The sequence below is a fragment of the Methanobacterium aggregans genome (assembly GCF_017874455.1).
GTDB classification, from domain to species: domain Archaea; phylum Methanobacteriota; class Methanobacteria; order Methanobacteriales; family Methanobacteriaceae; genus Methanobacterium_C; species Methanobacterium_C aggregans.
Genome location: NZ_JAGGLN010000003.1, coordinates 310,178 through 336,474, shown reverse-complemented (window position 1 = coordinate 336,474; position 26,297 = coordinate 310,178). Strand labels below are relative to the sequence as shown.

Here is a 26,297-nt window from a genome sequence, read left to right as displayed (position 1 = left end):
AAAAACTTTTTTAAAAGATTTAAATCATATAATCTCCTAAATTATATAAGCTGATTATAAAATACAAACTGATTATAAAATTTAGATGAATTATACCTGATCGAATCTGTATATAGCATCTTAATTTTATCATTTTTACAATTAACAATTTTTAAGGAGTTCATTATGGATTCCAGACTTGAATAAACTAAGGTGATACTATTGAAACACTGGATCGAAAGGATCGCAGAAGAGTTAAATGAAAGGGATGTCAAGGAGCATGTTATTGCAAGCGGGACATCCATATCAGGATCTATACATATAGGAAATTCATGTGACGTTTTTATAGCAAATGCTGTTGGTAATGCCCTCAGAAATCTTGGTGCATCTGCAAGGACCATCTGGATCGCAGACGACCACGACCCCCTCAGGAAGGTGCCCCATCCACTTCCAGAGTCCTACGAGAAGTACCTGGGAATGCCCTACTCCAAGATACCATGTCCAGAGGGCTGCTGTTCCAACTTCGTTGAGCACTTTGAGAAACCATTCCTTGAAACCCTGGACGAGTTTAAAATAGAACTTGAGGTTAAATCCGGGGAGCAGATGTACAAAGACGGAGTTTACGATGATTACATACGTACCTCCCTTGAAAAGGCCCCTGAAATAAGGGAAATATTCAACAGGTTCCGTGAACACCCACTTGGCGATGACTGGCTTCCATACAACCCAATATGTGAGGAGTGCGGACGTGTGAACACCACCTACGCCTACTCCTATGATGGAGACATGGTTTCCTACAGGTGCCAGTGCGGACACGAGGGAAGCATGGACATCAAAAAAGGGGAGGGGAAACTCACCTGGCGTGTTGAATGGGCTGCAAGGTGGAAGATCTTCGGTACAACCTGCGAACCCTTCGGAAAGGACCATGCAGCAAGCGGAGGATCCTACGATGTGAGTACAATTATATCAGAGGAGATATTCAACTACCCTGCACCCTACCCTGTTCCATACGAATGGATAACCCTCAAAGGAGAGGCCATGTCCAAGTCCCACGGAGTTTTCTTCACACCAGGCCAGTGGCTTGAAATAGGTGCACCTGAAACCCTGAACTACTTCATATTCAGAAGCAAACCAATGAAACACAAAGATTTCAGCCCTGAAATGCCATTTTTAGATTTCATAGAACAGTACGACCGTGTTGAACGTATATTCTACGGTGAGGAGGAGGCAACCTCTGAGAAGGAGGGTGAAAAATCCAAGAAGGTTTACGAGGCATCCCAAATATCTGTTAAGGATAAAATGCCATTCCAGCCTTCATACAGGTTCCTGACCGTGGCCTACCAAATAGTGGGAGATGATACTGAGAAGGTATTCAACATACTCAGGAGGAACTCCCAGCTGCCAAAAGACATGGAGAACCTGGAATTTGCCCAGATTGATGCTGAGGATGTTGAAAGGCTCGAGAAAAGGATTGGACACGTTAAAAACTGGCTTAACACCTATGCACCAGGATTTGTGAAGTTCCAGGTTATGGAGAAACTTCCAAGGGTTGAGATCAGCGATGTTCAGAAGGAATTCCTTTCGAAGCTTGCAGATGTCCTTGAAGCTGGGGAGTACACTTCTGAGGAGTTCCAGGACCAGATGTATTTAATACTGAACGATCTGGAGATGAAACCTCAAAAGGCATTCCAGGCCATTTACAAGGTAATGACCGGGAGAAAACAGGGCCCAAGAGCTGCATCATTTGTTCTGTCCCTTGATAAGGACATGGTGCTTAAGAGGTTCAGGCTGGAGGAATAAAAACTCCATTTTCTCCCATTTTTTTTATATTTTTCCCATATTTTATTGTTTTCAAGGATTTTATCCTAAAAAAACTTTTAAATGAAGATATCAAAGCAAATTTACCATTTTTTCATCCCACTGTTTTATTTTTTAAGATCAAATTTTTAAATCACTGTTACAGGAAGTCACAGCTTTATAACTGTCATAAAAGTAATTTACTAATTAAAGGGATTATAAAGGATTGAAAAGATTGAAAAAAGGATTTAAATGGTATTATGAAGGTTAAAATCACTGAAAGGGATGTTTTAAATCCCCTTGCTGAAACTGAGATTGACGATGTTCCACTGAACCCTATTCCAGATTCTTTAAGTAAAATATCACTTTTTGACAACACCAAACCCGGTGCAAGTGTTATATTAAGCACAATTCAGGAGAATCTGGAAGGTTTTGATTTTATCAGTGCAGATAAACCTGCAGGTGCAACTGCAAGCCCAGATCAGATGAAAAAGGCTGCTGATGCAGATCTGTGCATTCTTGCCCTGGGAGACTGTGGTTCCTGCACCACATGGGTGGTTCTGGATGCTGTGAAACTTGAGAAACGCAGCATGCCCACCATCTGCATATGTTCCACGGAGTTCAGCACCTACGCAGGGGAACTTGCCAGTTCCCACGGTGCAGCGGACCTTAGGATAATGGAGATTCAGCACCCCATTGCAGGGCAGTCTAATGCCCTGATTCAAAAAAAGGCCCTTAAAATCCTCCCAGAATTGAAGAAGATCATTGCAGGTAGGTGAGTTTCATGGATGAAAAGAAAGTCAAGATCAATGAAAACTGCGGATGTTCCATAGACGAACTCCTCTCTGGAAAATCATGTAATACAGATTCAGGAGTTAAAATGAATGGAGACAGGCTCTGCAGTGCCCATGAAAGTGATTTTGAGGTTTTCGTTGATCCAGACATTGAGAAGGTAAGCCATGATTTTTACATGCGTAAACTCACAGACGGGCTTCCTGTGGTTCCACCAACACGTGAAAGGGTGAACAGATTTCTCAGGTACACTGATATGGATCCTGATGAGGTTGTTGCAGTACTGCCCCCAATTCAAGGCAGGGCAACCATTGAGAAGATCGCGATAAACTCTGTTATGGCCGGCTGCATCCCCCAGTTCCTGGGAGTTCTTCAGCATGCTGTGAGTGCAGTTTCAAGGGAGAGGTTCAACCTTGCAGGGGTTAACGCCACAACCCACCCTGTTTCTATCTGCACCATCCTTAATGGTCCTGTGTCCAGAGAACTAGCTGTTAACAGCGGGGCGGGCTGTCTTGGTCCAGGTAACCTTGCCAATGCAACCATTGGAAGGGCACTGAGGCTGTGCCTCATGAACATTGCAGGTGCTGTGCCCGGTGTTGGGGACCATGCAACCATGGGTTCACCTGCCAAGTACAGCTACTGTTTTAGAGAGGCAGAAGGTGAAAGTCCGTGGGATCCACTGCATGTTGAGCAGGGATTCAAAGAAGATATGAGTACGGTGACCGTTATGGCTCTTGAAGCACCCCAAAACGTTAACGATCACAGGAGCAGGACCGCTGAGGATCTTCTGGATACCATCGTGCACACAGCTGCAACTGCGGGCTGCAACAACAGCCACGTGCCAGGGGAGCTTCTCGTTGTAATGAGTCCGGAGCATGCCAGGACAGTTTCAGATGACGGCTGGAACAAGGAGGATGTTAAAAATTACATCCACGAAAATGCAGTTGTACCTGTTGACCTTGCAGATCGTGGGGGCAGGAAGCTTGATCCTCAGTGGGTGGTTGGGGATGAGGTGAGATTGACACCTTCACCAGCCCATGTTGTGGTGGTTGTTGCAGGGGGTGCTGGAAGGCACACCATGATAGCCCACAGCTTCGGAACATCATCCCACTCTGTAACACTGCCCTTGACCCTTAAAAATGGGAATCCAGTTGGTTCAGTTGAGGAGTTCAGAAAGGGTTAAATAAAATTTCTAAAATAATTAAAAAAATTCTCAAATTTAATTTTTTTTATATTAAATGATTTTAAATTTATTATTTTTTAATTTTTATGGACAAATATCATTTATAAGACATTTTAAGTCCAATTTTATTTTTAATTCATTATAATTGAGCATTATAAAAAATAACGGATTATAATAAGAATCCTGTCGAATGTAATTTCAAGAGGTGTTTTTATGAAAGAGTTAATCCCAAAGACCGTACTCTTTTTAATAATTGGACAATTTTAATTCAATTTTTTTTCTCTTCTACTCTATTTAAGAGTCAAATTTTAAAATTAGAAAGTATTTCTTAAATTTTTGATCATTTTAAAAAAAAAAATAGTGGATTTTAGGTTAACACATATTTGGTTCCTGTTTTTGTCACGTACTTGTACGTCCAGCCGTACTTCCACTTGTAAGCTAACTTACGTGTTACTGAGCACTTCAACTTACCATGAGATCTGTACCAGTGCTTGTAGGTCTTGTAGTAGTAAGATTTGTACCATCCCTTGTAGCGTACCTTAACTGTGCTGCGGTACTTCATTGCCTTGTAAATCTTGTAGTTCTCTGTTACAACAGAAGCAACATTCCCTGCAAAATCAACACCAACGTACTTCAAAGTCTTAGAAGTTCCGAGAACAAGAGAACCATTGTACAGGATACCCCTGGTTGTTGGATCCGTACCATCCAGTGTGTAGTAAACAACGGCCCACTCATTGGCATAGAAAACCACTCTCAGTGGAGAAACATAGGATCCACTCTTAGGAACAGCATTTACTACAGGAGCCACAATATCAATGGTATACACCTGAGTGTAAACCTGACTGGTACTGTTTGCAGCATCCACAGCCATATACTTAAGTGTGGTAGTGTTACCGATCGTAATTGGGCCCGTGTACAGTGTACTGCTGGTTGTAGGAACTGAACCATTGGTTGTGTAGTAAATTTTGGTGCCGTTAGCATCAGTCGCATTCAGAACAATGGTCTGATTACGGTTGTACCATCCACCAGGAACGTTAACTCCAACACCAATAGTATTCAAAACACTGATGTAATTGGTCTTGGTTACTGTGTTGTTACCGTTTACATTGGCTGATGTCAATTTGACAGTGTATTTTCCTGTTTTTGTGTAGGTGTGTCTTGGGTTCTGCTCAGTGCTGGTGTTCCCATCACCGAAGTCCCAGTTCCAACTGGTTGGTGTGTTGTTGGATGTGTCGTTGAACTGCACACTCAAAGGTGCCGTCCCACTGGTCACGTTGCTCGTGAAGTTGGCAGACGGCATATCGGCCGCTGCAACAGCCCCACTGAACATGACCACAGTAGCACATAGAAGTGCCAAACAAATCATATTTTTCTGCATTTAAATCTCCCTTTCAATTTTTAATAATCTTTTTCAATTTTAATATTAGATCCCAAAGGAATCATAAACACTAATTAGACGAAATGATTATTTAAACATATCGATGAATCTTCAAGTTCATTGATTTGGAATTAAAAATAAGCCAACAACATTATTATAATCACTGATAACCCAAGTAAAGTATTCTAAAAAGGATTATCAACTTAAATCTTTGATTTTTATTATAAAAAACTAAATGAGAAAAGTTTTTTCAACTTAAAGCATATTAACTGGTTTAATCATTATTGATATGGCCTTTATAGAGGGCTAAAGTTTTTTATGATATTTAAATATACCATTTTTAATTTTTATTGGTTAAAATTACTTTATAAGTCACTTTAAGTCCAATCTTATTTCTAATTCCTTAAAAAGTTAATATTATAAAAATAACTAATTATAATAAGAATCCCGTGGAAATATAATTTCAAGAGGTGTTTTTATGAAAAAGATGGGCCTGGGAATTTTGGGATTGATCATTCTTGTTGTCATGGCATCTGGATGCGTTGGCACAGGATCAGGAAAGGTTGTGAATCAGACCAGGGATGTTTCTGGTTTCAACCAGATAAGCACGAATGGAGATATAAACCTTTTCATAAAGCAGGGAACCAATGAATCCCTAGTTATAGAGGCTGAAAACAATGTTATACCCAACATAAAAACCGCTGTGTCCAACAGCAGACTGACCATAGATCAGGGACTTGGACAGACAACTGTGATGCCAACAAAACCCGTGAATGTTTACGTAACAGTTAAAGACCTGAGCAGCGTGGATTCATCAGGTTCAGGATCCGTGCAGACAGATAAACTCAACGTGAACAGTTTAACCCTGACTATAAGCGGTTCAGGTAACGATACCATAAACGGACTGACTGCAAACACACTCAAAGTGGTGATATCAGGTTCTGGAAGTGTTACAGCAGCAGGCAAAGCTAACAGTCAGGATGTGACCATCTCAGGGTCAGGAGAGTACAATGGATCCAACCTCACAAGCAACACAGCATCTGTTAACATCAATGGATCAGGAAAAGCAATTGTTTACGCCCTGCAGCAGCTGAACATTATGATAAGCGGTTCCGGAGAGGTAAACTACCTTGGAAATCCTAAGCTGACCCAGCAGATATCTGGAAGCGGTAAGGTGACGAGTATATAAAACATTAATTTCTTTTCTTTTTTGATAATCCATTACATCAGTAAAATTCGTGGCAATCCACTTTAAATACTGATTAAAGAAGGAAATATGAATACATTGAATTATTAGGTTGAATTAGGGGATAAAAAACTAAAAAAAAGAATAAAAAAAGGTTTATGGTTTATTTTCTTCTTGGTAACATTCCACCGAATATTGCAAGGATTGCCGTTATAAGTCCTGCTATTGGCATACCAGTATGTTGCATTGGAACTGTTTTTGTTGTTGATGCAGCGTTCACTGTATTGTCGTTACTATTGTTTTGTGCTTGTACGTTGACCGTGAACGGTGTTAGTGGCTCTGTGTTTCTATTGTATGTGTCTGAGGTTATTGTTGGTATGATGGTGTAACTTCCACTTCCCAATGCCTTGACCGTGAGGTAAAGATAAGGGTCTCCAACAGCCACGTTAGTTAGGTTCCAAGTTACAGTTCTGTATAGTGGGTTGTAACTCCATGTTCCGTTATCAACACTTGCACTTACAAATTCCAAACCAGATGGTACCTGGAAAGACATCGTTACATTAGTTGCATTGTTTGGTCCGCTGTTACTGAGTTTGTAGGTTAAAACGAATGTTTCACCCACCGTTGGGTTATCCTTGGAACTTGTAACGTTCAGGTACAAGTATGCTGCTGGATTCACTGTTAAGAGTTCTGTAGCTGTTTGATTATCCGTAACTGCTTTTAGATTACCGGTTCCTGTCTGGTTTGCTGTGAACAATGCTGTTGCAATACCATTAACAGTTGTGGTTATTACAGGATTGAAACTTCCCAATGCACTAGTAAGATTTACAGGTGTTCCGTCTGGGATGTGTCCTGTGCTCGGATTGAATGGAGTAACTGTAGTACCATTATAGTAGTTGTTGAAGCTAACTGTGACTAAACTGGTCTGTGTGTTGTTGATAGTGGTTGGTGTGACTTCCATTGTCATGTATAACCATTGTGTAGGATTTGACATTCCAGATATGAGATTTGCCCATACTGGATTATTAGAACCCCACCAGTTATTATCAGCACTCACTGAACCACTATCTTCATATATAGAACACTCTCCGTTGTTAATGAACTGGCTGAATGAAACCACAGAAGTAGCAGTAGTAGAATCACTCCAATTATCAATGGCTCCACCACCTTCACCATTTGCTATGTTCTTTATGAATGTGCTTCCATAAACCACCAGAGAACCCCTATTTTCAATAGCACCACCAAAAGAAGTTGCTGTGTTGTTGGTGAATGTACAATTAGTCACGGTTAACGTACCATAATTATAAATAGCACCGCCATAAGAAGTTGCATTACCTTGAGTTAGTGTTAAATTCGTGATGGTTGCAGTAACCCCACTGTTAATGTGGAATATCCAGTTGGTGTCTGTTCCGTTGATTATGGTTCCTGTCTGGCTTTGGCCGTTGATATTCATGTTTTTGTTGATTGTGATGTTGGTGTTGCCTGTTCCACTGTAGGTTCCATCTGCGATGTGTACTGTTCCATTTTCATCAACACTGCTTATTCCTTGAGCTATCGTCTGGTAAGGATGGTCAATGGTTCCGATGTTGGAGTCATTACCTCCTGTTGCGTTAACATAAACCGTCGAAGCTGCACTGACACTAGATATTGAAACCATGATAGCAAAAATGGTGAGTAAAATGAACATAACTTGTGCTTTAGGCTTTATTTGTTTTCGCATATTTTCACCTCCTTCATGCTCGTTATAAACAGGATATTATATCCTAATCAGAATAATACATTCACAATAATAAAACTTTGGATTTTATCCGCAAAATACGGACAATTAACGCGAATAAAATCAATCCACAAAAAATATAGAAGCCCTAGGCAGTAATACTTTCAAATTAAACAGTCACATAATATACTGGCCAAAATATAAAAACAACCCCAGATTCCTGCATAAAAACAGATTAAATAAGTAAGATAACGTAATATAAACATTAAAATTGTTTATAAACAAAAAAAGTAACCATTCACAAAACACAAAGAATGAAAAAAGAGAATGTGTTGGCATGATAAAGTGGGACATGGAACATTTTAGCATAATAAAAACGAAATTTAAAAAAAACAATTTTTAGAGGTAATTATAAAATAAACTGGGCTTTCAGTACCCCACCCTCTCCATCTCTTCATCCCAGAGCTTGGAATTGTTTTCTATGTAATCCTCCATGAGCTTCCTGCACTCTGGAAGGTTCAGGTTCAAAACCTCAACACCATTCTCCCTCAGAAGGGATTCGGGACCTTTGAGAGTTTCGTTCTCTCCAATCACAACCATTGGGATTTTGTAGAGGATTATCATGCCAGAACACATCTCACAGGGCGAAAGGGTTGTGTAGAGTGTGCATCTACGGTAATCTGCACCTTTGAGTCTGCCTGCATTCTCGATGCAGTCCATTTCACCGTGGAGAACTGTGGAACCGTGCTGAATGAGCTGGTTGTGGCCCCTGGAGATGATCTTTCCATCTTCAACGAGAACTGCACCTATGGGGATTCCACCCTCTTTCAGGCTTTTTTTGGCTTCTTTCAGGGCTTCCTGCAGGAAGGTTTGGTGGTTTGGCATTTTTAGATCCTTCTTTTGTTTTAATCATTGCTAAAAAAAACGAAACTAGTATTTAATAAATTAAAATTAATGAAAAATAAAAAAATAATTAATAAAAAAGGGAATCAGAAACGTTTCCTATCCCTTAATTCCTGCATCTTTCCAGGGTTCCATCCGCCTGAAGCTGATTTGGACCTTCCAACCTGCTGAACGTAGCCGGTTATTCTGTCGTACCATTCAACTTCTTTCTGTTCCCCACAGGTTCCGCACTGGTCCTGAAGGCCTTTCATTAGGCTTTTGCATTTCATGCAGAAGCTCATTGCTGAGCTGTAGGCCCAGAATCCTATGTCGGAGTTTTTAGCCATTTTGTTGGTGAGGCTCATGAGTGAGTCTGGGTCTGCGTAGGATTCTCCCATGAATGCGTGGAATATGTGTCCTCCCAGCGTTAGTGGGTGGAATTTCTCTTCAATCCTTATTTTCTCAGGAAGCAAGACATCTGCATTCACAGGTACGTGGGATGAGTTGGTGTAGTAGTATGCACCCGTATCTCCCTGTGTGATTGCTTTATCCCCGAATTTTTCCTTGTCGAGCATTGCGAATCTGTAGGCAGTGGACTCTGCAGGTGTCTGGAGAACACTCCATCTGAGTCCTGTTTCGTTTTTAAGTTCATCTGCACGTTTGTTGATGTATTTTATAACGTCCAATCCGAAGTTTCTGGCATCTTCATCCTCTATTCCATTACCGCAGTGTTCAAGGAGCATTTCGTTGAGTCCTACAAATCCAAAGGACATGGTTGAATTCTCCACCCTGTAGTACCTTTCACCATCCACATCCTGGGTCAAGAATGGTAGAAGGTTGTAGTCATCAAGGCAGTGGAGTGACTGTCTTCTCCTGAGCATTAAAACCTGTTCTGCAAGGCCCATATAAGAATCTAGGTATTCAAAGACGTCATCATCATCCCCTGAGTTGTAGGCTATCCTTGGAAGGTTCAGTGTGACGTATGCAAGGTTTCCTGTTCTCAGGCAGTCCTTGTCCCAGTCTCCTGTCCAGTTATCGTTCAGCTGGGTTCTGCATCCCATGTAGTTGGCCATGTCTCCCCTGTAGTCAGGGAGCATGTTCGCGAAGTAGGCTGTTCCGTACTTGGCTGAGAGTTCGTGCACGAGGTGCAGGTCTTCCTCAAATTCTCCCTTAAGAACCTTGTCCCTGAGGGCGTAGATGGTGTTTGGGAAGAGATGTGGTTTTCCATCTGAATCTCCCTTTAGAAGTTCCTCTGTAAATGCCCTTCCAAGTGCCCTTGTTTCATTCTCAAAATCACCGTAAACCCCTACAACCTTACCCCCTGGTCCGTAGGCTGTTTCATTTTTAAGGAAATCAGGAACTGTGAATTCCAGGTTCATGGATGTGAATGGTACCTGACTGCCCCTTGCAGCGTAGGCCATGTTGAGGTTGTAGATGAGCATCTGAACTGCCTGTTTAATCTCATCGTATGAAAGTCCTGCGGCGAATGGTGCCACGAAGACATTCCACAGGCTCATTGACTGACCTCCACTCATGTTCTGCTGTGCAGCCAGCATTATTTCCCCTGTATGGTTCATGAGGGTTCCTATATGTTTTGGAGGTCCTGCAACTGAGGTGTGGTCTCCTGTACCGTCAACCCTTAATCCGTACCTTATGAAGGTTCTAATATCGTGCTGAAGACAGTTTAATGGTCTTCCTGCGAAGAACTCCAGGTCGTGTATGTGTATGTCCCCGCTCATGTGTGCATCTGCAAGTTCGTTTGGAAGACTTAGAAGTGCGTACTGTTTGAGGGCTTCGTCTGCAACGTACTTGTGAACTGTTTCAGGGTTGTGTATCATGTTTGCGTTGTCCCTGGAACCGTTCTTTATGAGGTTTGTGATGTTGTAAACAGGTATACCAAGTCTTGTGTATTTTTTACGTAGCGATTCAAGGCCGTTTTCCACGAGCTTTGTGTTCACTATTTCCCTTATCATCGGTGCGGTTAAATATTCTACATCCAGTTTTTTAAGCTCTTTCCATACTTGTGTGGCTATTTTTCTGGCCAGTTCACCTGAAGCCTCCGTCTCCACAATCAGAGTTTTCTCTATCTTCTTTTGATCGAAGGGTTCTATTGTATCCCTGGATGTCCTGACACGCAGAGTGTTCGTTGCAAGATATTTATCTGCAACCTCCTCATTTACCCTCTTCAAATTGTCGAAGACCAGTATCTTTATCTCTGCAGTGGATATGCCATCGTATGCTGTTTTTGCAACGTATGAGGCAATTTTTTCAGAAGCCCAAAGGGGAGCACCCACCATGAGACATGATCTAACTATTTTCTCGTGGCTGAACCTTTCGAATATTCCGTTGTTTTTTATTACACATGTTTGCGCCTTGGTAGGAAGTGCTGCAATAACACGTGAATCCTTCATTTCTAAGTCATCCCTCATTTAAACACCTTATATTAATTAAGACCTTAAAGTTCTTAAAGTTTTTTAATTAGCTTTTTTTATTGAAAATTTTTGTTATAAGAACACATCAAGTGAACTCTGTTTAGATTTATCACTTTCAAAGAGTGAGTTTATACTGAACTCGATCAAACCTATTCTTTGAACAAGATAGGGATCTATAGGATACCTTTTTGATAATTCATTGGATATTTCAAGGTATTTCATTACAGAACCCTTTGATATGTTGAGTATAAGATTACTGCCGCAGGTACACTCTCCTGAAAGGGGCATACGCCGGTACTTTCTACCGCACTTGGTGCAGCGGACTTTTTGCCTTGAGAATGCCCTTAAATTTCCTGCCATATCTGGTAAGAAGTGGGAGGTCAGAACCCCCTCAACAACACCCTTCTGATCAACAGCCCTTATCCTCTCTGCAAGAGTTATCTGACCTTCAACCTTCTCTTTCATGGTTGGAAGCTTTTTGTAAAGGCACTGTTTTGGTCCACTGTGTATGCTGGAAGTGTTGTGGGAGAACATGAGTCCATGGTACTGATCATCGGTTCCTATCCTCTTTTTCACGTTATCAACAAGGTCAAGTACATCAGAAGGTTTTTCAAATTCCAAAGTTTTCTCGTAGAGTTCTATTGGAAGTCTGGGCATTACATCTATGTTGTGTGACTCATCATCTATCTCTTCAGGGTCTATTCTTGATGATAAAACCAGAGGAGCATCCATTTTACCTCCACGTGTACTTGGAAGGTACACCTTTGAGAAGTTGAGGAGTGCGTCCATGAGGAGCATCACTGAATCCTCATCACTGTCACAGTTTCTCCTCTTGGCAGAGTGGAAGTAGGGATGGGCGTAACAGCACAGTGCCCTGGTGAATCCAACCACCCGTCCCAGAACACCTGCGGAGGTGTGAGGTGCCAGGCCCACAATGAGGTGGGAGATGAGATCCTCCTTCTTCTCAACGTTGTAAAATCTTTCAAGCCCATAGAAGTCCTCAAGAAGGTCATCTATAAAGTGGGAAACCCTTATGAGGTACTCTGCACAGTTATCTGAGATTACAACGTCCTGGATCTTGAGTTCCACTATCTGTTCATCATTTTTAAGTTCTACTCCATAGGCATCATGTGTGTATCCCATTTCAAGGAGTTTTTCATGGCTCACACCGATTTCTCTTGGAATGAAATGGGTCAGGGGCAGGTCAGTTGAATCATGTCTTATCGTAGCATCTTTAAAGGTATAAACCCCATTTTTAGCCCTTAATATTCCCTTTTCAAGGGGTTCTGGGAATTTTTCTTCGGATATCATTCCCTGCACACCCTTCACCTCATCCATCTTCCTGATCCCAACATTTTCAAATGCCTTTTTAAGGATGTTTGAAAGGTTTATTTTCTTCTTACCTGAACCTGTGGGCTCTGTTCTAGCACCGCAAACAGGACATATGGCCTGCATGGACCCAACACCGCACTCAGTACATTTGCACCGGGCAATATCAACTGTTATGCTTCCCTTCTTAGCTGCATCGATTATGTTACGTCTGCTGCCACCGTTGGTTCCGATTGGGAATAGAGAGTGGGGTGCAGGTTTCATCATTCTTTCCTTGGATTTTTCCGGCCTTCCAACCCTCCCCCCAATGTAAGTTGGGGCTTTGGCCATTATTTCAACCTCTGAAACCTTGTTCACAGCTTCAAGAGTTGTTGTATCCTCAGAAACATTAAGTGGTTCTCTGAGAGTGTGGAGGAGTGCGTAGGCATCTTCACAGTCCACAATGACCTTTCCCTCTTCAACAAGATGGGGAACACCTAAAATTTCCAGTATCCTTTTTCCAGGATTCATATCAAGTACCAGACCCTCAAACTGACCATCAGCAAGATCTGAATCTGCTTCAACCAAGTCTGAATTCATCCATTCAATGAGTTCATCTATGTCTTCCTTGGTTGCATCGTGGTAGAAGTAGGTGTATCTTGGATGTAAAGGTACTTTGTACCTTTTTGAGAGTTCAAATGCCATTTCTGCAGTTATATTTTCTGTTTCAAGGGTTTTAAGATCGATGCCATCCTTCAATGCTTCCTCTTCAGAGTATGCAGGGGATTTTTCTATGGTTTGAATCCACCATTCTTCACACCATCCTGCAGGAAGCAGTACATGGTTGTTACGAAGGAATTCACCAAATGCAACGAGCATGTCCCCAAGAAACAGGATCTCTTCAACTTGATGTTTGATTTTCTTGGCCTGTGCCTCTGATTCAACCCTTACAACACTTCCGTTTTTTAGTTTGACTATTGGACCTTCTATGGTGTCGCACGGTACCACACAGTTTCCTTTACCTGGTCTTTCGATTTTCATCTGGGTTCCGACTGCCAGGAATTCAACTATCTCCATTGTGGATGGGTGTACTCCCATGGCTGCAAGTCCTGTATTTCTGGACCTGCCGTACCTTAACCTGAAACCTCCCTTTGCTTTGGGGTAGGAGAGTACGGGCCTTCCACCGATAATATCCCTCATGTACTTGTCGTCAACCTTACCTGAATCATCATCATCCTTGGAATCCGGTGCCTTCGAAAACTTTTCAAGCCAGTTCCATCCATCAATATTGAGTTTGCTGGCGTACTTCATGACCTTAGGAGCCTTCTGTATAACCCCCTCTGCCATTGCCAGAAGTGCTCCTCCTCGTATGTTGTTGGTTTCAACACGCTCCAGATCCCTGTTTGAGACTTCAATCTTGTCTGTTGGTTCGCCTGTGACCTCAACTGGAATGTTGTTTATTGCAAGACGGGTTTCTTCTGGTTTTGGTGAGTACTGGAGGTTTGTGACCTCTGATTCGTAGAGCTCAACCTCTTCAACGTACCGTTCAACCTCAGTTTCAGTGGGTTTGAAAACGTCCAGTCCCAGGGAAATTCGGATGTAGTCCCCTATTAAAACTGCAAGTGCAGCTGCAGTTCCTCCTGCACTTCTTATTGGTCCTGCAAAGTACACTGCAAGGTAATTTCCATCATCAAAGTTCTTTTTTATCCTGATCTGTGATATGCCCTCCAGTGGTGCTGCAACAACACCTTCAGTGAGGATTGCAAGGGCGGTTCTTGTTGCCTGATCTGATTTTTGTTCCTTAACTTCAAGGCTGTCTTCTTCACCCTCTTCATCCGGTGTTGTAACGATCTCACGGGCTATCTGGAAGGCAACTTCTTCACGGGACATATCATTCTCAAGTTCCTTTATTCTGGCTGCAACACCCACCGGACCAACGAGTCCCTCAACCCTCTCTGCAAGGTCCTTTGCAAGGGGTATTTCAGGTTCAAGTTCAATATCATGACCCTTAAGCCTTGCCTTTCTCGCTATATCGTAAAGCTTCTTTGTTTCTTCTTCCAAATTCTCAAAGTATCCCATAACAGTCCCTTGATAATTTTTTTAAGTATTATTATTCAATTTGGTAGTTTTTCAATTTCATTAGAGTTCATCAAGCACATTTACGGCTTGAATTTAATGCAGCAGAAGAACTGACTCTTGTGTATATACTCTGTGTCTGGTTATCCTGGTGCCTGAGTCGCCCCTGAAATATGCTGCCTTTAATTCATGTCATTTTATAAAAAAATACGTAACAAATGCATGTCTGGCACCAGATAAGCACCTTTTATTTTATGTTCAAGATCATTTATAAGTCTGTTTATTCCACAAGCAAATTAATCTAAAAAGATTTTTAAACCCTGAAAATACTTATAATTATATTTAGGATATATAAAACAATTTAATAATTAAAATATAAGTTATTAATATTTAAAATCATTTATTAAAAGAAATTAATAATAATTATCTTATTTGAAAAGTTAATATTCTATTTAATGGAATTTAAAACAATTAAATAGGTTTTAATTCCTTTTTTTAAACAGTGTCTGGTCATGGGAATATTTTACCATATTATCCTATTTCCAAGCTGATAATCAAAAGCATATATAAAGCTTGAACCCAATATTTTAAAACAGAAAAAATTGAATGAAAGGTTTGTAAAAACGAAATATGGATAAAATTTTACGGTGATTGTATATGGCTAAAAAAGATAAAAAAGTTCTCCCACCAAGCGGAGCCGGTCTTGTAAGGTACTTCGATGAGGAAACAAGGGGACCTAAACTCACACCAGAACAGGTTGTTATCATGACCCTTGTTCTGGCTGCACTGTGCATTGCACTCAGGTACTCCTACTCCTAAACTGGAATCCACATTTTTTTATTTGAATCTAGATTTATTCGAATTTAGATCAATCTAAATATTTTAAAAGCCCAAAAAGCTATGTATTAATTTAATTAGGGTCAGATTGAGCTTTTTTTAGATCAGCCTGCTGGCCAGACCACTACAATTTTTTTATAAAATTTTTGAAAGAGGAATTACAAATGGCTATCCATCCCATTGAATACAGGTACGGAACAGAAGAGATGAGAAAAGTCTGGGAAGCAGACAACAAACTCCAAAAAATGCTTGAAGTTGAAGCTGCACTTGCTAAAGCTGAATCACAGCTTGATCTCATTCCAAAAGAAGCTGCAGACGAAATAAATCGTAAAGCAAGCACAGAATATGTTAAATCAGAAAGAGTGTCTGAAATTGAAAGGCAGACCAACCATGACATTGCCTCCATTGTTAAGGCACTTGCAGAGGTGTGTGAAGGAGATGCTGGAGAGTACGTTCACTTCGGCGCAACATCCAACGATATAATCGACACATCCCAGTCCATGCTCTTCAGGGACTCCATAGACATACTGAGGTCAAGGATAATTGAATTGACCCAGACACTTCTGAAACTTGCAGAGGATAACAAGTCCAATGTATGCATAGGAAGAACCCATGGTCAGCACGCCCTTCCAACAACCTACGGAATGAAATTTGCAATATGGGCAGATGAACTCCACAGACAGGTTGAAAGGCTGGACGAGTGCAGGGGCAGGATCTGCGTGGGTATGCTCACAGGAGCTGTTGGAACAACTGCAGCCCTTGGAACAGATGGGTTCATCATCAACCAAAAAGTTTCTGAGATACTCAACCTGAAGCCTGTTTTAATTTCAAACCAGGTTGTTCAGAGGGATGTTCATGCAGAGTTCATTATGTGCCTTGCCAACACTGCAAGCACCCTTGAGAAGATGGCCCTGGAGATAAGGAATCTTCAGAGAACTGAGATCAAGGAAGTTGGTGAAAGTTTTGACCCTGAAAAACAGGTTGGATCAAGCACCATGCCCCACAAGATGAACCCAATCACTGCAGAGAGAATCTGTGGTATTTCAAGGGTTATAAGGGCTTATGTTGCACCTGCACTTCAGAACAATCCACTATGGCATGAAAGGGACTTAACAAATTCTTCCTGTGAGAGAATAATCTTCCCAGAGTCCTGCATGTTAACTGATTACATACTGAAACTTTCACTGAAACTTTTCAACAACCTTGTTTTCCACCCTGAAAACATAGAACGGAACCTTAACATAACAAACGGACTTGTAATGGCTGAAAGGTTCATGGCAGAACTCACAAGGAAAGGTGCTGGAAAACAAACTGCTTATGCCCTTGTTAGAAGCTGTTCCCTTGAAGCATACGCAAAGGATGCAGGTTTAGAGGAAATTGTTTCGTCTAACAATGAGGTGAGGAAGTACCTGAGTGAAGAGGAGATTTCCACCATGATGGATCCCCACACCTACCTTGGATCATCGGTTCAGATAGTTGAAAATGTTTTAAAAGAATCAAAGGGCTGGTTTTAGGACCAATAAGTCCTTTAAATTTTTAATTTATTAAAAATAGTTTTACCTTAAACAGAGCATCTGCTCTTCCTTGGTGAATTTTTTTTATCCATTATAATTCCAGTTACATAGTTTTCTAAATCAATTGTTTTTAATTCCTTCTTTCTAGTTTAAGTCATTAATTGTTAACCTGTGATTGTTCACTCTTTTTATGTTCCTAAACCCGGAATATCCACCCTATGGGATTTTGGTTTTGAATATGGATTTGAACCCTTTTTCATTTCATTATTTTCAACTCTTAAAAATCTTATTTTTTCATATTGAATGCCAAAAACTATCCTTTACTTTATATAATCCCTGATTAAAAGGAAAATTTAATATGATACTGAAAATATAAAGAATTATGAATTTAATAAAACATGGGAGGTAAAAAAATATGGTGGATGTAAAGGAGATAATATCCGTGGATATCGTTCCATTCACATTGATGACATCATCGATACAAGCAATACTGGCCCTTATATTTGCAATAATATTCGTGATTACCTTTGGAAGTATCAGCGCATTTATACCACAATCAGGAACATTATTTGGAGTTGTTACGGCCCTTGGACTTGCCATGATCGTGATCTACCCCATTGGCACTTTCTTATTTGGAGTAGTAATTTCATTTCTTACAGCTCTATTCTACAACATTCTCGCGCCGAGAGTGGGCGGTATAAAGCTGGGATTTGAAGGATATGAAGTAAAATCCATACCAGTTGTACCTTTTTCCCTTATAATGGCATTTATTGAAGCTGTATGGGCATTCATAATCGGAATTCTATTGGCTGCTGTGCTGGTTCCCTTAACTGGAATTATGGGTACCATGATACCTCTTGTGGCCAATGAAACCGTGACCTCAGGAGTAACTGCAAGTTTAGGTGCATTTGGAGCCTTTGGAGCCCTCTTCTTAATTGTTGGATTACCAATAATCGCATTTGTAATGGGTTTCATAGCTCATGCATTGTTTGCACTGTTCTACAACCTCTTAATACCAAAGGTTGGAGGAATCAAACTGGAACTCAACCAGATCACTTCAATGAGCGAAATAAAATCCATACCCGTTGTACCAGCATCAGTTGCCATAGCAATAATTTTTACAATATTTGGATTCATTATAGGCCTTTTAAACCTTGTAAAAATGATCATGTTAGGATATGCAGCTGAAGGGGTGATTTCACTCGTGGTTACAACTGTGATTTACTTCGTTATTTACTTCATAATGGTTGCAGTTGTAACCTTGCTCTACAACTTCCTGGCACCAAACATTGGTAGAGTTAAACTTGAATTGAAATAGGGTTTAAAACCCTTCCTATTTTATTTTTAGATTATTTGATATGATCCTTGAGAATTCATCCCTGAAATTAACTGTTAACTCTGATATCCATCCCCTTCTTAAAACAATATTTACAGTACCATCCCCACTTCCAAAGTTATCTGATTTAAGGGCATAAAATAGTAAAATTTAATTATAACGTATTCTAGAGATTATTTAGATATAATTCGGAGGTGAATGATTTGTCAGATATTAAAGAGATTAAATCCATTCGTATAGTGCCATACACCTTGATGAATTCATCAATATCCGCTGTGGTGGCATTTATATATGCAATATTTATCGTGATAATCTTCGGGGTTGTTGGAGTATTTTTACCAAGCAGCCTCGGTATCACATCAGGAGTGATAGCAAGCCTTGGTGTGGCAGTTATCATCCTCTTGCCTGTTGGAAGCTTTGTATTCACTGTTACGCAGTCATTCTTAACAGCACTCATTTACAACGTGTTCGTTCCAAGGATTGGAGGAATCAAACTGGAACTTGTAGATCTAAAGGAGATCGTATCTGTTCCTGTTGTTCCATTCGCACTTATGCTTTCCGCGATCAGCACAGCCATAGTTTTCATAGCCATGCTGATAATTGGACCAATACTCCTGATAGGTTTACAGGGCGCAGCAATTGCAGCTACTTATCAAGGAACAGTGATACCTGGACTTGGCTCAATTGGTGCTTTGGGAATTGTGGGACTTCTGATCCTGGTAATTGGAGTTCCAATCATGATGTTCGTAGCCAGTTTCATAATGACTGCACTGACAGCGATATTCTACAACTTGCTTGCACCTAAAATTGGAGGTATAGAGTTTGAGTTTGAAGCTTTGAAGGGAAAACTGTATGGTATAAACTCAATTCCGCCAATAAAATTAGCATTGGTAGTTTCAATCGTTATGGCCATTGTTAACTTTATATTCCAACTCTTAAGTACAGTTGGCAGTATTGCAACGGGTTCATCAGCCGCAGCAGGGGTTATAAGCCTTTTAATAAATGTTGTGTTCAACTTGGTCATAACTTTCATTGTATACGCAATCATGGCAGTGTTGTACAACTATCTTGCACCAAAGATCGGTACAGTTAAACTTGAACTGGAATGAATTGCCATACCAAAAACACGGGCTTAAATAAAACCTTATAGCTGTTTAAATACTTTTTTAAGGTATTTAAGGCCCAAATATTTTTTTTAAAATTTTTTTAAAGCGATTTTTAGTTTTAATGTTTTTAAAACAGTTTTTCTGGTGTTGAGTTTAAATATTTCATTCATCATGACTGATACCACACTGCAAAAATTTTTTATGGATTCAGATGAAAGTTTAAACATGGAATCAAAAATAGTTAAAAGCAGAAAAATCTCAAAAGGCCATGCAAAGGGCGAAGTGATTATAACAAAGGATCCTATAAGTTTTCTTGGTGGTGTTGACCCTAAAACTGGTGATGTGATGGATCCAAAGCATGAGCTTCATGGAAAAAAAATAAGCGGGAAGATACTTGTGATACCTTCAGGTAAGGGTTCAACAGTTGGATCCTACGTGATATATCAGATGGCCAAAAACGGCACGGCACCTCTGGCCATAATAGCACTTGAAGCAGAACCAATAATCGCCACCGGAGCCATAATGGCAGGAATACCCATGGTTGACAGACCAGATGAACCAGTTCTTGATATATTAATGGATGGAGAATTGGTTGAGGTTGATGCAGACTCAGGAACCATAACTATACTGAATGGTTGATTCAGCAGGGCATTCCTGCTTAGAACATATCCCCACACAATCATTCTCTACTCCTTTTCCAAGAAGCTCATTCAAGAAAGGATCATTAAAAAATTTAAAAAAAAGCAGGTTTAAATTTAAAAAAATTAAAGTGATTAGTTTTTTATAACTTGATCCTCATTTTGAGCAACCATGTATCCTAAAACTCCTCCAATTGCTCCAAGAACTGCACCCACAATAATTGCAAGGATGGTGAAGAATACTCCAACGATCATGGTTATGGTTCCTGCAAGACCCAACTCTGAAAATATCAGCCCAAAGACTGCAGTTAAAACTCCAAAACCTGCAATAAATAGTATGCCTATTATAAGTCCACCGACAATTCCTGAAAGTGCACCGTCAACTGCTCCATCCTTTTCATCTCCACGGGACATGTAGGCCGTTAAGAAACCTCCCAATATCGGCCCCAAAAAGAAGAGAGGGAAGATTGCAATTGTCAAAACTATTGTCAAAACAACGTTTAAAAGTCCACCCAATCCAACAGCTTTCCAATCTGTCATTTTATCACCTTTTACATGGATCTGTTCGTGTGTTATTCCTTGTCTTCATCTTCCTTAACTTCAGGTTTCTTCGGGATGTCCTTTGATTCAGTTACAGGTTTAGATGATTCGCCCATGTAAAGCTTAATTAAAGCGCCGAAAAATCCTCCAAGAGCTCCGATTAAAATTGACATGCCTATGTAACCCACTGCAAGGATTATTAAAAGACCTGCTATCTTTTCTGCAGCTCCAGACCTCAGCATTAAAATAATTATCAGGAAAACTGCAGTGAATATTCCTACAAGACTTCCATGAATAGCTCCCTTCATATAATCTGTGGTAGCCATGTATCCTGTAAGTAGTGCGGCTAAAAATACTGCTGCGTATAGTGAGTAAGCTGGTAGAATGAATCCAATTACGAAATATAATATTACTGCAACTAAGAATCCTATGATAATTGATTTTTGATTTACCATGTTTTTTACCTTCCTTTTAGAATATTTAAAAACAACATGATATTTATGAATTTCTGTAAAAGAAGAATGAAATTAAAGATTAACCTTAAACAACCATGTCACCGCTGTTAATCTTATTTGCAGTATTATAAGCATCGTAAATAGCATATATCCATATTATCAACCAAGTAACAACCCCAATAACGATGAACATTAAAATTCCTGAAATTATGGCCCCAACCAAGAGAAGAATGCCCTTACCGACCTGTCCATTGTATATTTGACCTAAACCCACAACCAGGAAGGACAGAACAGCTGCCAAAGCTGCATTTTTCTGGGGGACTATCACGTTCTTCTCTGGCTCCATAAGCCTAACACCACAGTTAGGACATATTTCAGCCAGTTTGCTTATTTCTTCACCACAATTAAAACAAAACTTCGTTTCTGTGTCATTCTCCATACTTTACCTCCAATGGAAAAAGTGTATTATTCAAATTTCTATTTATAACACTGATTAATATGTGTTTCTCATTTTTATTTTGAAAATAAAGAGGTTTATACCATTAAATGGTTCAATGCAAAAAAAATCAATGAAAAGGGAAAAGGAAAACCTTTAAAAAATAGGGATGTGCTGAATATATTCAATCTTCACCCTTTACAACCGATCCAATAGCTCCACCAACTGCCATCACGATTATTACCCCTATAAGTCCAATGAATATTACAAATGAGGTTATTGTGGCCACTGCAAATCCCAGTAAACCTGCAATTAATGTACCGAATATTAAAAGCAGAAATGATAGCACTATTCCTCCAAATGCGCCTGAAACTGCTCCGTTGACCATTCCATTGCCGGCATCCCCTCCAACCATGTAACCCACAACCATACCTGCCAGAAGCAGTCCAATAAAACCTCCCCAGAAGGGTATTATAACTCCAAAAATCGCCCCTAAAATTATTGAAAGTACAAATCCAACAATTACAGCACCCCAGTCTATCATAGGATCACCTCAGATTTTTAACAATTTTTGAATGAAATACATCCGTGAAAGTCATACCTTAACTTGAGTTAATTGGGAATATGCACTGCTTACTTATATTATTTAACATTACAATTTATTTAATTTTTTTGCCATTTTAATGTTTAAACAAAATTAGTTACAACAACATAATTTAGAATTGGAAAATAAAAAAATATTTGGAGTTCAACAGCCCAAATCATGATTTACTGCCCTATTTTTCTTTAATTAAAACTTTTTTTACTAATTTTAGTAATAGATAAAAACTAAAAGGCCTATAATAACATTAGATTCAAAATAATTTCTTGGATATAATGATTACCTGAGCATTACAAAACAAGGACCATCAAATAGTTAATGATAATCAGACAGAGATGATGAAAATGACCTGGACTCTCATAAAAAACGGGACCCTTATAGATGGAACAGGTGCAGATCCCATTGAAAATGCTGCCATATTGATAAAAGACAACATGATCCAGGTAGTGGGGCCTGAAAACTCTGTTAAAATTCCTAAGGGGACCGGAGTTGTGGATGCATATGGAGGTTTTATAATGCCAGGTTTCATCGATACCCACCTCCATGTGATGGCAAACGGCTTCAACAGGGAGGACACGATTTACGATCCATTATCATTCTACTTCTACAGGGCGGTTGAAAATTTAAGGCTCACACTCAACGCTGGAGTAACATCTGTGCGTGATGCAGGACTTGCAGATGCAGGAGTCAAAATGGCCATTGAAAAAGGCATTATAAAGGGTCCAAGGATTCAGCTATGCATCACACCACTATCAATAACCGGAGGTCATTTCGATTTCTGGCTCAAATCAGGTTACGACGTTAAAGTTTCATATCCTGGCTATCCTGACAGTATATGTGATGGTACTGAAGAGGTGAGGAAGAAGGTCCGTGAGGTGCTTCGGGCAGGTGCAGAAGTTGTTAAGGTAATGGTGACAGGTGGAGTTATGAGTGTAAATGACGGCCCTGAATCTGCACAGTTCACACCCGATGAATTGAAGGTTGTTGTTGAAGAAGCCCAGTTTAAAGATAATATTAAGGTAATGGCCCATGCCCATGGAGTTCAAGGGATTAAAAATGCTGTTGAAGCGGGAATACATTCCATTGAGCACGGCACTTACCTCAACGATGAATCAATCCACATGATGCTTGAAGGGGGAACCTTCCTGGTTCCAACCCTCATGGTGAACAAAAACCTTAAAGAACTAGCGCTACAGGGTAAAACAAGGGAGTGGGAAACAGAAGCTGCCCTCAAGGTCTTCGATATCCAGAAGGAAAATGTTAAAAAGGCCTACACTGCAGGTGTCCCACTTGCCATGGGAACTGATTGTGGTGTTGTGGAACACGGAACCAACCTCAAGGAACTGGCACTTCTGTGTGAGATTGGTATGGATCCAATGGAGGCAATAGTTGCAGGGACAAAAAGAGGAGCAGAATGCCTTGGCTGGGACCATAAACTGGGTACAGTTGAGGAGGGCAAATTTGCAGACATTGTAATAAGCAGGATCGATCCCCTCCTTGATATCGAAGCACTTGGAGATCCTGAAAACATTGTTACGGTTATTAAAAATGGTGAAATTGTTAAAGATAACTTAGATCAGAAGTAGTTCAGGAAGATGCTGAAGATGGATAAAAAAGCTAAAAAAAAGGCCAATATTAAGATATCAGGAATGAGTTGTGCTTCCTGCGCCCTGAACGTTGAAAAATCCCTTGAAAAAATGGAGGGTGTTGGGGAGGCCCATGTTAACCTTGGTACAGAGGAGGCCACAGTTGAGTACGACCCTGAAAAACTAGGGCTCAGCCAGCTTGAAGCTGCAGTTGAAGGGGCAGGCTACGGGGTTGTTAAGGAAAGGGTGACTATCAAAGTTGGCGGTATGAGCTGTGCAATGTGCGTTAAGGCCATAGAGGACATCCTGGGCAAACTCCCAGGTGTGAGCAGTGTGAACGTTAACCTTGCATCTGAGAAGGCCTACGTTACCTACAATCCCAGAATGGTTCAAGTTTCAGATATGAAGGATGCAATAAATGACCTCGGCTATGAGTACCTTGGAGTTGAAGGGGAAGAAACAGAGGATCTGGGGGAAAAATTACGGACAGAGGATCTTAAAGGTAAAAGAAACCGTATAATTGTTGGTTTTGGTGTTTCCATTCCCTTAATGGTACTGATGTATTCAAACATAATGCTTCCAATTCCAATGCCTGAATTCATGCTCCTGGTTTCAATAATTCCATTCATCTACGTGAGCTATCCAATTTTCCAAGCAGCTTACAGGGCCCTGCGTAACAGGAATCTGGACATGGATGTCATGTACTCCATGGGTATAGGGGTTGCATTCATTTCAAGCATTCTTGGAACCTTCAGCATAGTACTCACACCGGAATTCATGTTCTACGAAACTGCTCTGATGCTTGCTGCTTTTTTGATGCTGGGTCGCTGGCTTGAAACCCGTGCAAAGGGCAACACATCCACAGCCATAAAGAAACTCATTGGAATGCAACCAAAAACAGCCACCATCATCAGGGAAGGAAAAGAGGTTCAGATACCCATAGATGAGGTGGGTGTGAATGATATAGTCGTGGTCAAACCCGGTGAAAAGATCCCTGCAGACGGTGAAGTTGTTGAAGGTGAAAGTTACGTTGATGAATCTGCAATAACAGGAGAACCTGTGCCTGTATTCAAAAAAGAGGGTTCAAGTGTTGTTGGTGGAACCATCAACAAGAACGGGGCTTTGAAGTTCAGGGCACTGAAGATAGGGAAGGACACTGTACTTTCACAGATAATAAAGCTTGTTGAAATGGCTCAGGGTTCAAAACCACCTGTACAGAGAATAGCGGACCGTGCAGTGACCTACTTCATACCTACGGTCTTAACAGTTGCAGTTGCTGCATTCCTACTCTGGTACGTTATCCTTGGAAGCACACTGCTCTTTGGACTCACAGTTCTCATATCAATTCTTGTTGTGGCCTGTCCATGTGCCCTGGGTCTTGCAACACCAACAGCAGTTACGGTTGGTATTGGAAGGGGAGCTGAACTTGGAATCCTCGTAAAAAATGGTGAAGCCCTTGAAGTATCAGAAAAACTTACAACCGTACTCTTCGATAAAACAGGAACCCTCACCAAGGGTAAACCCGAGGTTACAGATATTCTGGGAATTGGAATGGATGAAGATTTCATTTTACAGTTAGCTGCAAGCATTGAAAACAATTCTGAGCATCCCCTTGCAGATGCAGTTGTTAAAAAAGCCCGTGAATATGGGCAGGATATCCTTAAAACCAAAGAATTTGATAGTTTTGGTGGAAAGGGTGTAAAAGCTGTGGTTGATGATGAAACTGAAGTTCGGGAAGTTTTTGTAGGAAACAGGGCCCTTTTCAGGGATCAGAATATCTCTCTGGACGATGCAGTTGAAGCTAAAATTCTCAAAATTGAAAATGAAGGAAAAACTGCGGTTTTAGTTGGGATCAACTATGAAATAAGTGGCATAATTGGTATTGCAGATACACTCAAGGGGGGCACAGTGGCTGCGATAGGGGAGCTCAAAAAAATGGGCCTTAAAGTGGCCATGATAACCGGGGACAACAATAGAACTGCAAATGCCATTGCCAAACAGGTGGGAATTGACGTTGTTATTGCAGAAGTCCTGCCTCATGACAAAGCAGCCCAGGTCATGTCACTGCAGGATGAGGGAGAAGTTGTTGGATTTGTAGGTGATGGGATAAACGATGCACCCGCCCTTGCCCAGGCAGACGTTGGTATAGCTATTGGAAGTGGAACAGACATTGCAATAGAAAGTGGTGACATAGTGCTCATCAAGGATGACCTCCTTGATTCTGTTGCAGGTGTACAGTTATCCAGAAAGGTCATGGGACGGATAAAACAGAATCTCTTCTGGGCCTTTGCCTACAACGTTGTTTTGATACCTGTGGCCGCAGGAGCACTTTACCCTGCATTTGGGATAACCTTCAGGCCAGAGTATGCAGGTCTTGCAATGGCTTTAAGCTCAGTTACAGTTGTGAGCCTTTCACTGATGCTCAAAGGATACCTTCCTCCTGTTAAAAACCTGAAAAAATCATAAAGTAGTTTCAATCCATAAAAAAATTTAGATTATAAAATTCAAGGTTACATAG

20 protein-coding genes are annotated in these 26,297 nt (G+C 40.6%); 11 read left to right on the top strand and 9 right to left on the bottom strand.

The features are described 5' to 3' along the window. The first annotated feature begins 201 nt into the window (after positions 1-201). The 3 genes from lysS to J2756_RS06650 all read left to right on the top strand — a co-directional run bounded on the left by lysS (position 202) and on the right by J2756_RS06650 (position 3,751). Positions 202-1,779, top strand: coding sequence for a lysine--tRNA ligase (gene lysS / locus J2756_RS06660; RefSeq protein WP_209583875.1), 1,578 nt, complete (start codon positions 202-204; stop codon positions 1,777-1,779). A gap of 257 nt (positions 1,780-2,036) precedes the next feature. Beyond that, positions 2,037-2,555 (top strand): UGSC family (seleno)protein, encoded by a 519-nt coding sequence (locus J2756_RS06655; RefSeq protein ID WP_209583874.1) that lies wholly within the window; start codon positions 2,037-2,039, stop codon positions 2,553-2,555. 5 nt (positions 2,556-2,560) lie between these two features. Further along, entirely contained in the window at positions 2,561-3,751 is a 1,191-nt protein-coding gene (locus J2756_RS06650; protein ID WP_209583873.1) for a hypothetical protein, read from the top strand. 367 nt (positions 3,752-4,118) lie between these two features. Here J2756_RS06650 and J2756_RS06645 read toward each other — a convergent pair whose 3' ends face one another. Next, a complete protein-coding gene (locus J2756_RS06645) occupies positions 4,119-5,129 on the bottom strand; it encodes a chitobiase/beta-hexosaminidase C-terminal domain-containing protein (RefSeq protein ID WP_209583872.1) in 1,011 nt (336 codons plus the stop codon). A 478-nt stretch (positions 5,130-5,607) separates the two neighbouring features. On the opposite strand from J2756_RS06645, the gene J2756_RS06640 reads away from it, so the two are divergent. Further along, the gene (locus J2756_RS06640; protein ID WP_209583870.1) at positions 5,608-6,318 is read left to right on the top strand and encodes a head GIN domain-containing protein; all 711 of its coding nucleotides are present in this window, start codon (positions 5,608-5,610) and stop codon (positions 6,316-6,318) included. 160 nt (positions 6,319-6,478) lie between these two features. Here J2756_RS06640 and J2756_RS06635 read toward each other — a convergent pair whose 3' ends face one another. The 4 genes from J2756_RS06635 to polC all read right to left on the bottom strand — a co-directional run bounded on the left by J2756_RS06635 (position 6,479) and on the right by polC (position 14,733). After that, on the bottom strand, positions 6,479-8,035 hold the full coding sequence (locus J2756_RS06635) for a DUF11 domain-containing protein (RefSeq protein ID WP_209583869.1): 1,557 nt from the start codon (positions 8,033-8,035) through the stop codon (positions 6,479-6,481). 426 nt (positions 8,036-8,461) lie between these two features. Next, positions 8,462-8,917, bottom strand: a complete 456-nt coding sequence (locus J2756_RS06630; RefSeq protein ID WP_209583867.1) for a nucleoside deaminase — start codon at positions 8,915-8,917, stop codon at positions 8,462-8,464. Positions 8,918-9,021: 104 nt separating this feature from the next. Then, the gene (gene nrdD, locus J2756_RS06625) at positions 9,022-11,325 is read right to left on the bottom strand and encodes an anaerobic ribonucleoside-triphosphate reductase (protein ID WP_209583939.1); all 2,304 of its coding nucleotides are present in this window, start codon (positions 11,323-11,325) and stop codon (positions 9,022-9,024) included. Between the two features lie 93 nt (positions 11,326-11,418). Continuing rightward, positions 11,419-14,733: a DNA polymerase II large subunit gene (gene polC, locus J2756_RS06620; RefSeq protein WP_209583866.1), complete on the bottom strand. Its 3,315-nt coding sequence runs from the start codon at positions 14,731-14,733 to the stop codon at positions 11,419-11,421. Positions 14,734-15,387: 654 nt separating this feature from the next. On the opposite strand from polC, the gene J2756_RS06615 reads away from it, so the two are divergent. From J2756_RS06615 to J2756_RS06595, 5 genes are all read left to right on the top strand, one after another. Beyond that, a complete protein-coding gene (locus J2756_RS06615; RefSeq protein WP_209583863.1) occupies positions 15,388-15,549 on the top strand; it encodes a preprotein translocase subunit Sec61beta in 162 nt (53 codons plus the stop codon). Between the two features lie 182 nt (positions 15,550-15,731). Next, on the top strand, positions 15,732-17,081 hold the full coding sequence (purB, locus tag J2756_RS06610; RefSeq protein WP_209583861.1) for an adenylosuccinate lyase: 1,350 nt from the start codon (positions 15,732-15,734) through the stop codon (positions 17,079-17,081). A gap of 415 nt (positions 17,082-17,496) precedes the next feature. Further along, positions 17,497-18,399: a hypothetical protein gene (locus J2756_RS06605; protein ID WP_209583859.1), complete on the top strand. Its 903-nt coding sequence runs from the start codon at positions 17,497-17,499 to the stop codon at positions 18,397-18,399. Positions 18,400-18,611: 212 nt separating this feature from the next. Beyond that, positions 18,612-19,526 carry a hypothetical protein gene (locus J2756_RS06600; RefSeq protein WP_342593117.1) on the top strand — a complete coding sequence of 305 codons (915 nt, stop codon included), beginning with the start codon at positions 18,612-18,614 and terminating at the stop codon, positions 19,524-19,526. A gap of 234 nt (positions 19,527-19,760) precedes the next feature. Next, positions 19,761-20,162, top strand: a complete 402-nt coding sequence (locus J2756_RS06595) for a DUF126 domain-containing protein (RefSeq protein ID WP_209583937.1) — start codon at positions 19,761-19,763, stop codon at positions 20,160-20,162. A 134-nt stretch (positions 20,163-20,296) separates the two neighbouring features. Here the strand turns inward: J2756_RS06595 and J2756_RS06590 are convergent, their stop codons facing one another. From J2756_RS06590 to J2756_RS06575, 4 genes are all read right to left on the bottom strand, one after another. Beyond that, positions 20,297-20,701 (bottom strand): DUF5518 domain-containing protein, encoded by a 405-nt coding sequence (locus J2756_RS06590; RefSeq protein ID WP_209583855.1) that lies wholly within the window; start codon positions 20,699-20,701, stop codon positions 20,297-20,299. A gap of 32 nt (positions 20,702-20,733) precedes the next feature. Beyond that, the gene (locus J2756_RS06585) at positions 20,734-21,156 is read right to left on the bottom strand and encodes a DUF5518 domain-containing protein (RefSeq protein ID WP_209583852.1); all 423 of its coding nucleotides are present in this window, start codon (positions 21,154-21,156) and stop codon (positions 20,734-20,736) included. Positions 21,157-21,241: 85 nt separating this feature from the next. After that, complete coding sequence (locus J2756_RS06580) at positions 21,242-21,595, bottom strand: zinc ribbon domain-containing protein (protein WP_209583850.1); 354 nt, start codon at positions 21,593-21,595, stop codon at positions 21,242-21,244. Positions 21,596-21,776: 181 nt separating this feature from the next. Then, positions 21,777-22,136 (bottom strand): DUF5518 domain-containing protein, encoded by a 360-nt coding sequence (locus tag J2756_RS06575; RefSeq protein WP_209583848.1) that lies wholly within the window; start codon positions 22,134-22,136, stop codon positions 21,777-21,779. A 401-nt stretch (positions 22,137-22,537) separates the two neighbouring features. Between J2756_RS06575 and J2756_RS06570 the strand changes: the two genes are divergently transcribed. Further along, positions 22,538-23,779 carry a metal-dependent hydrolase family protein gene (locus J2756_RS06570; RefSeq protein ID WP_209583847.1) on the top strand — a complete coding sequence of 414 codons (1,242 nt, stop codon included), beginning with the start codon at positions 22,538-22,540 and terminating at the stop codon, positions 23,777-23,779. Positions 23,780-23,797: 18 nt separating this feature from the next. After that, the gene (locus tag J2756_RS06565; RefSeq protein ID WP_209583845.1) at positions 23,798-26,245 is read left to right on the top strand and encodes a heavy metal translocating P-type ATPase; all 2,448 of its coding nucleotides are present in this window, start codon (positions 23,798-23,800) and stop codon (positions 26,243-26,245) included. Positions 26,246-26,297 lie beyond the last annotated feature (52 nt).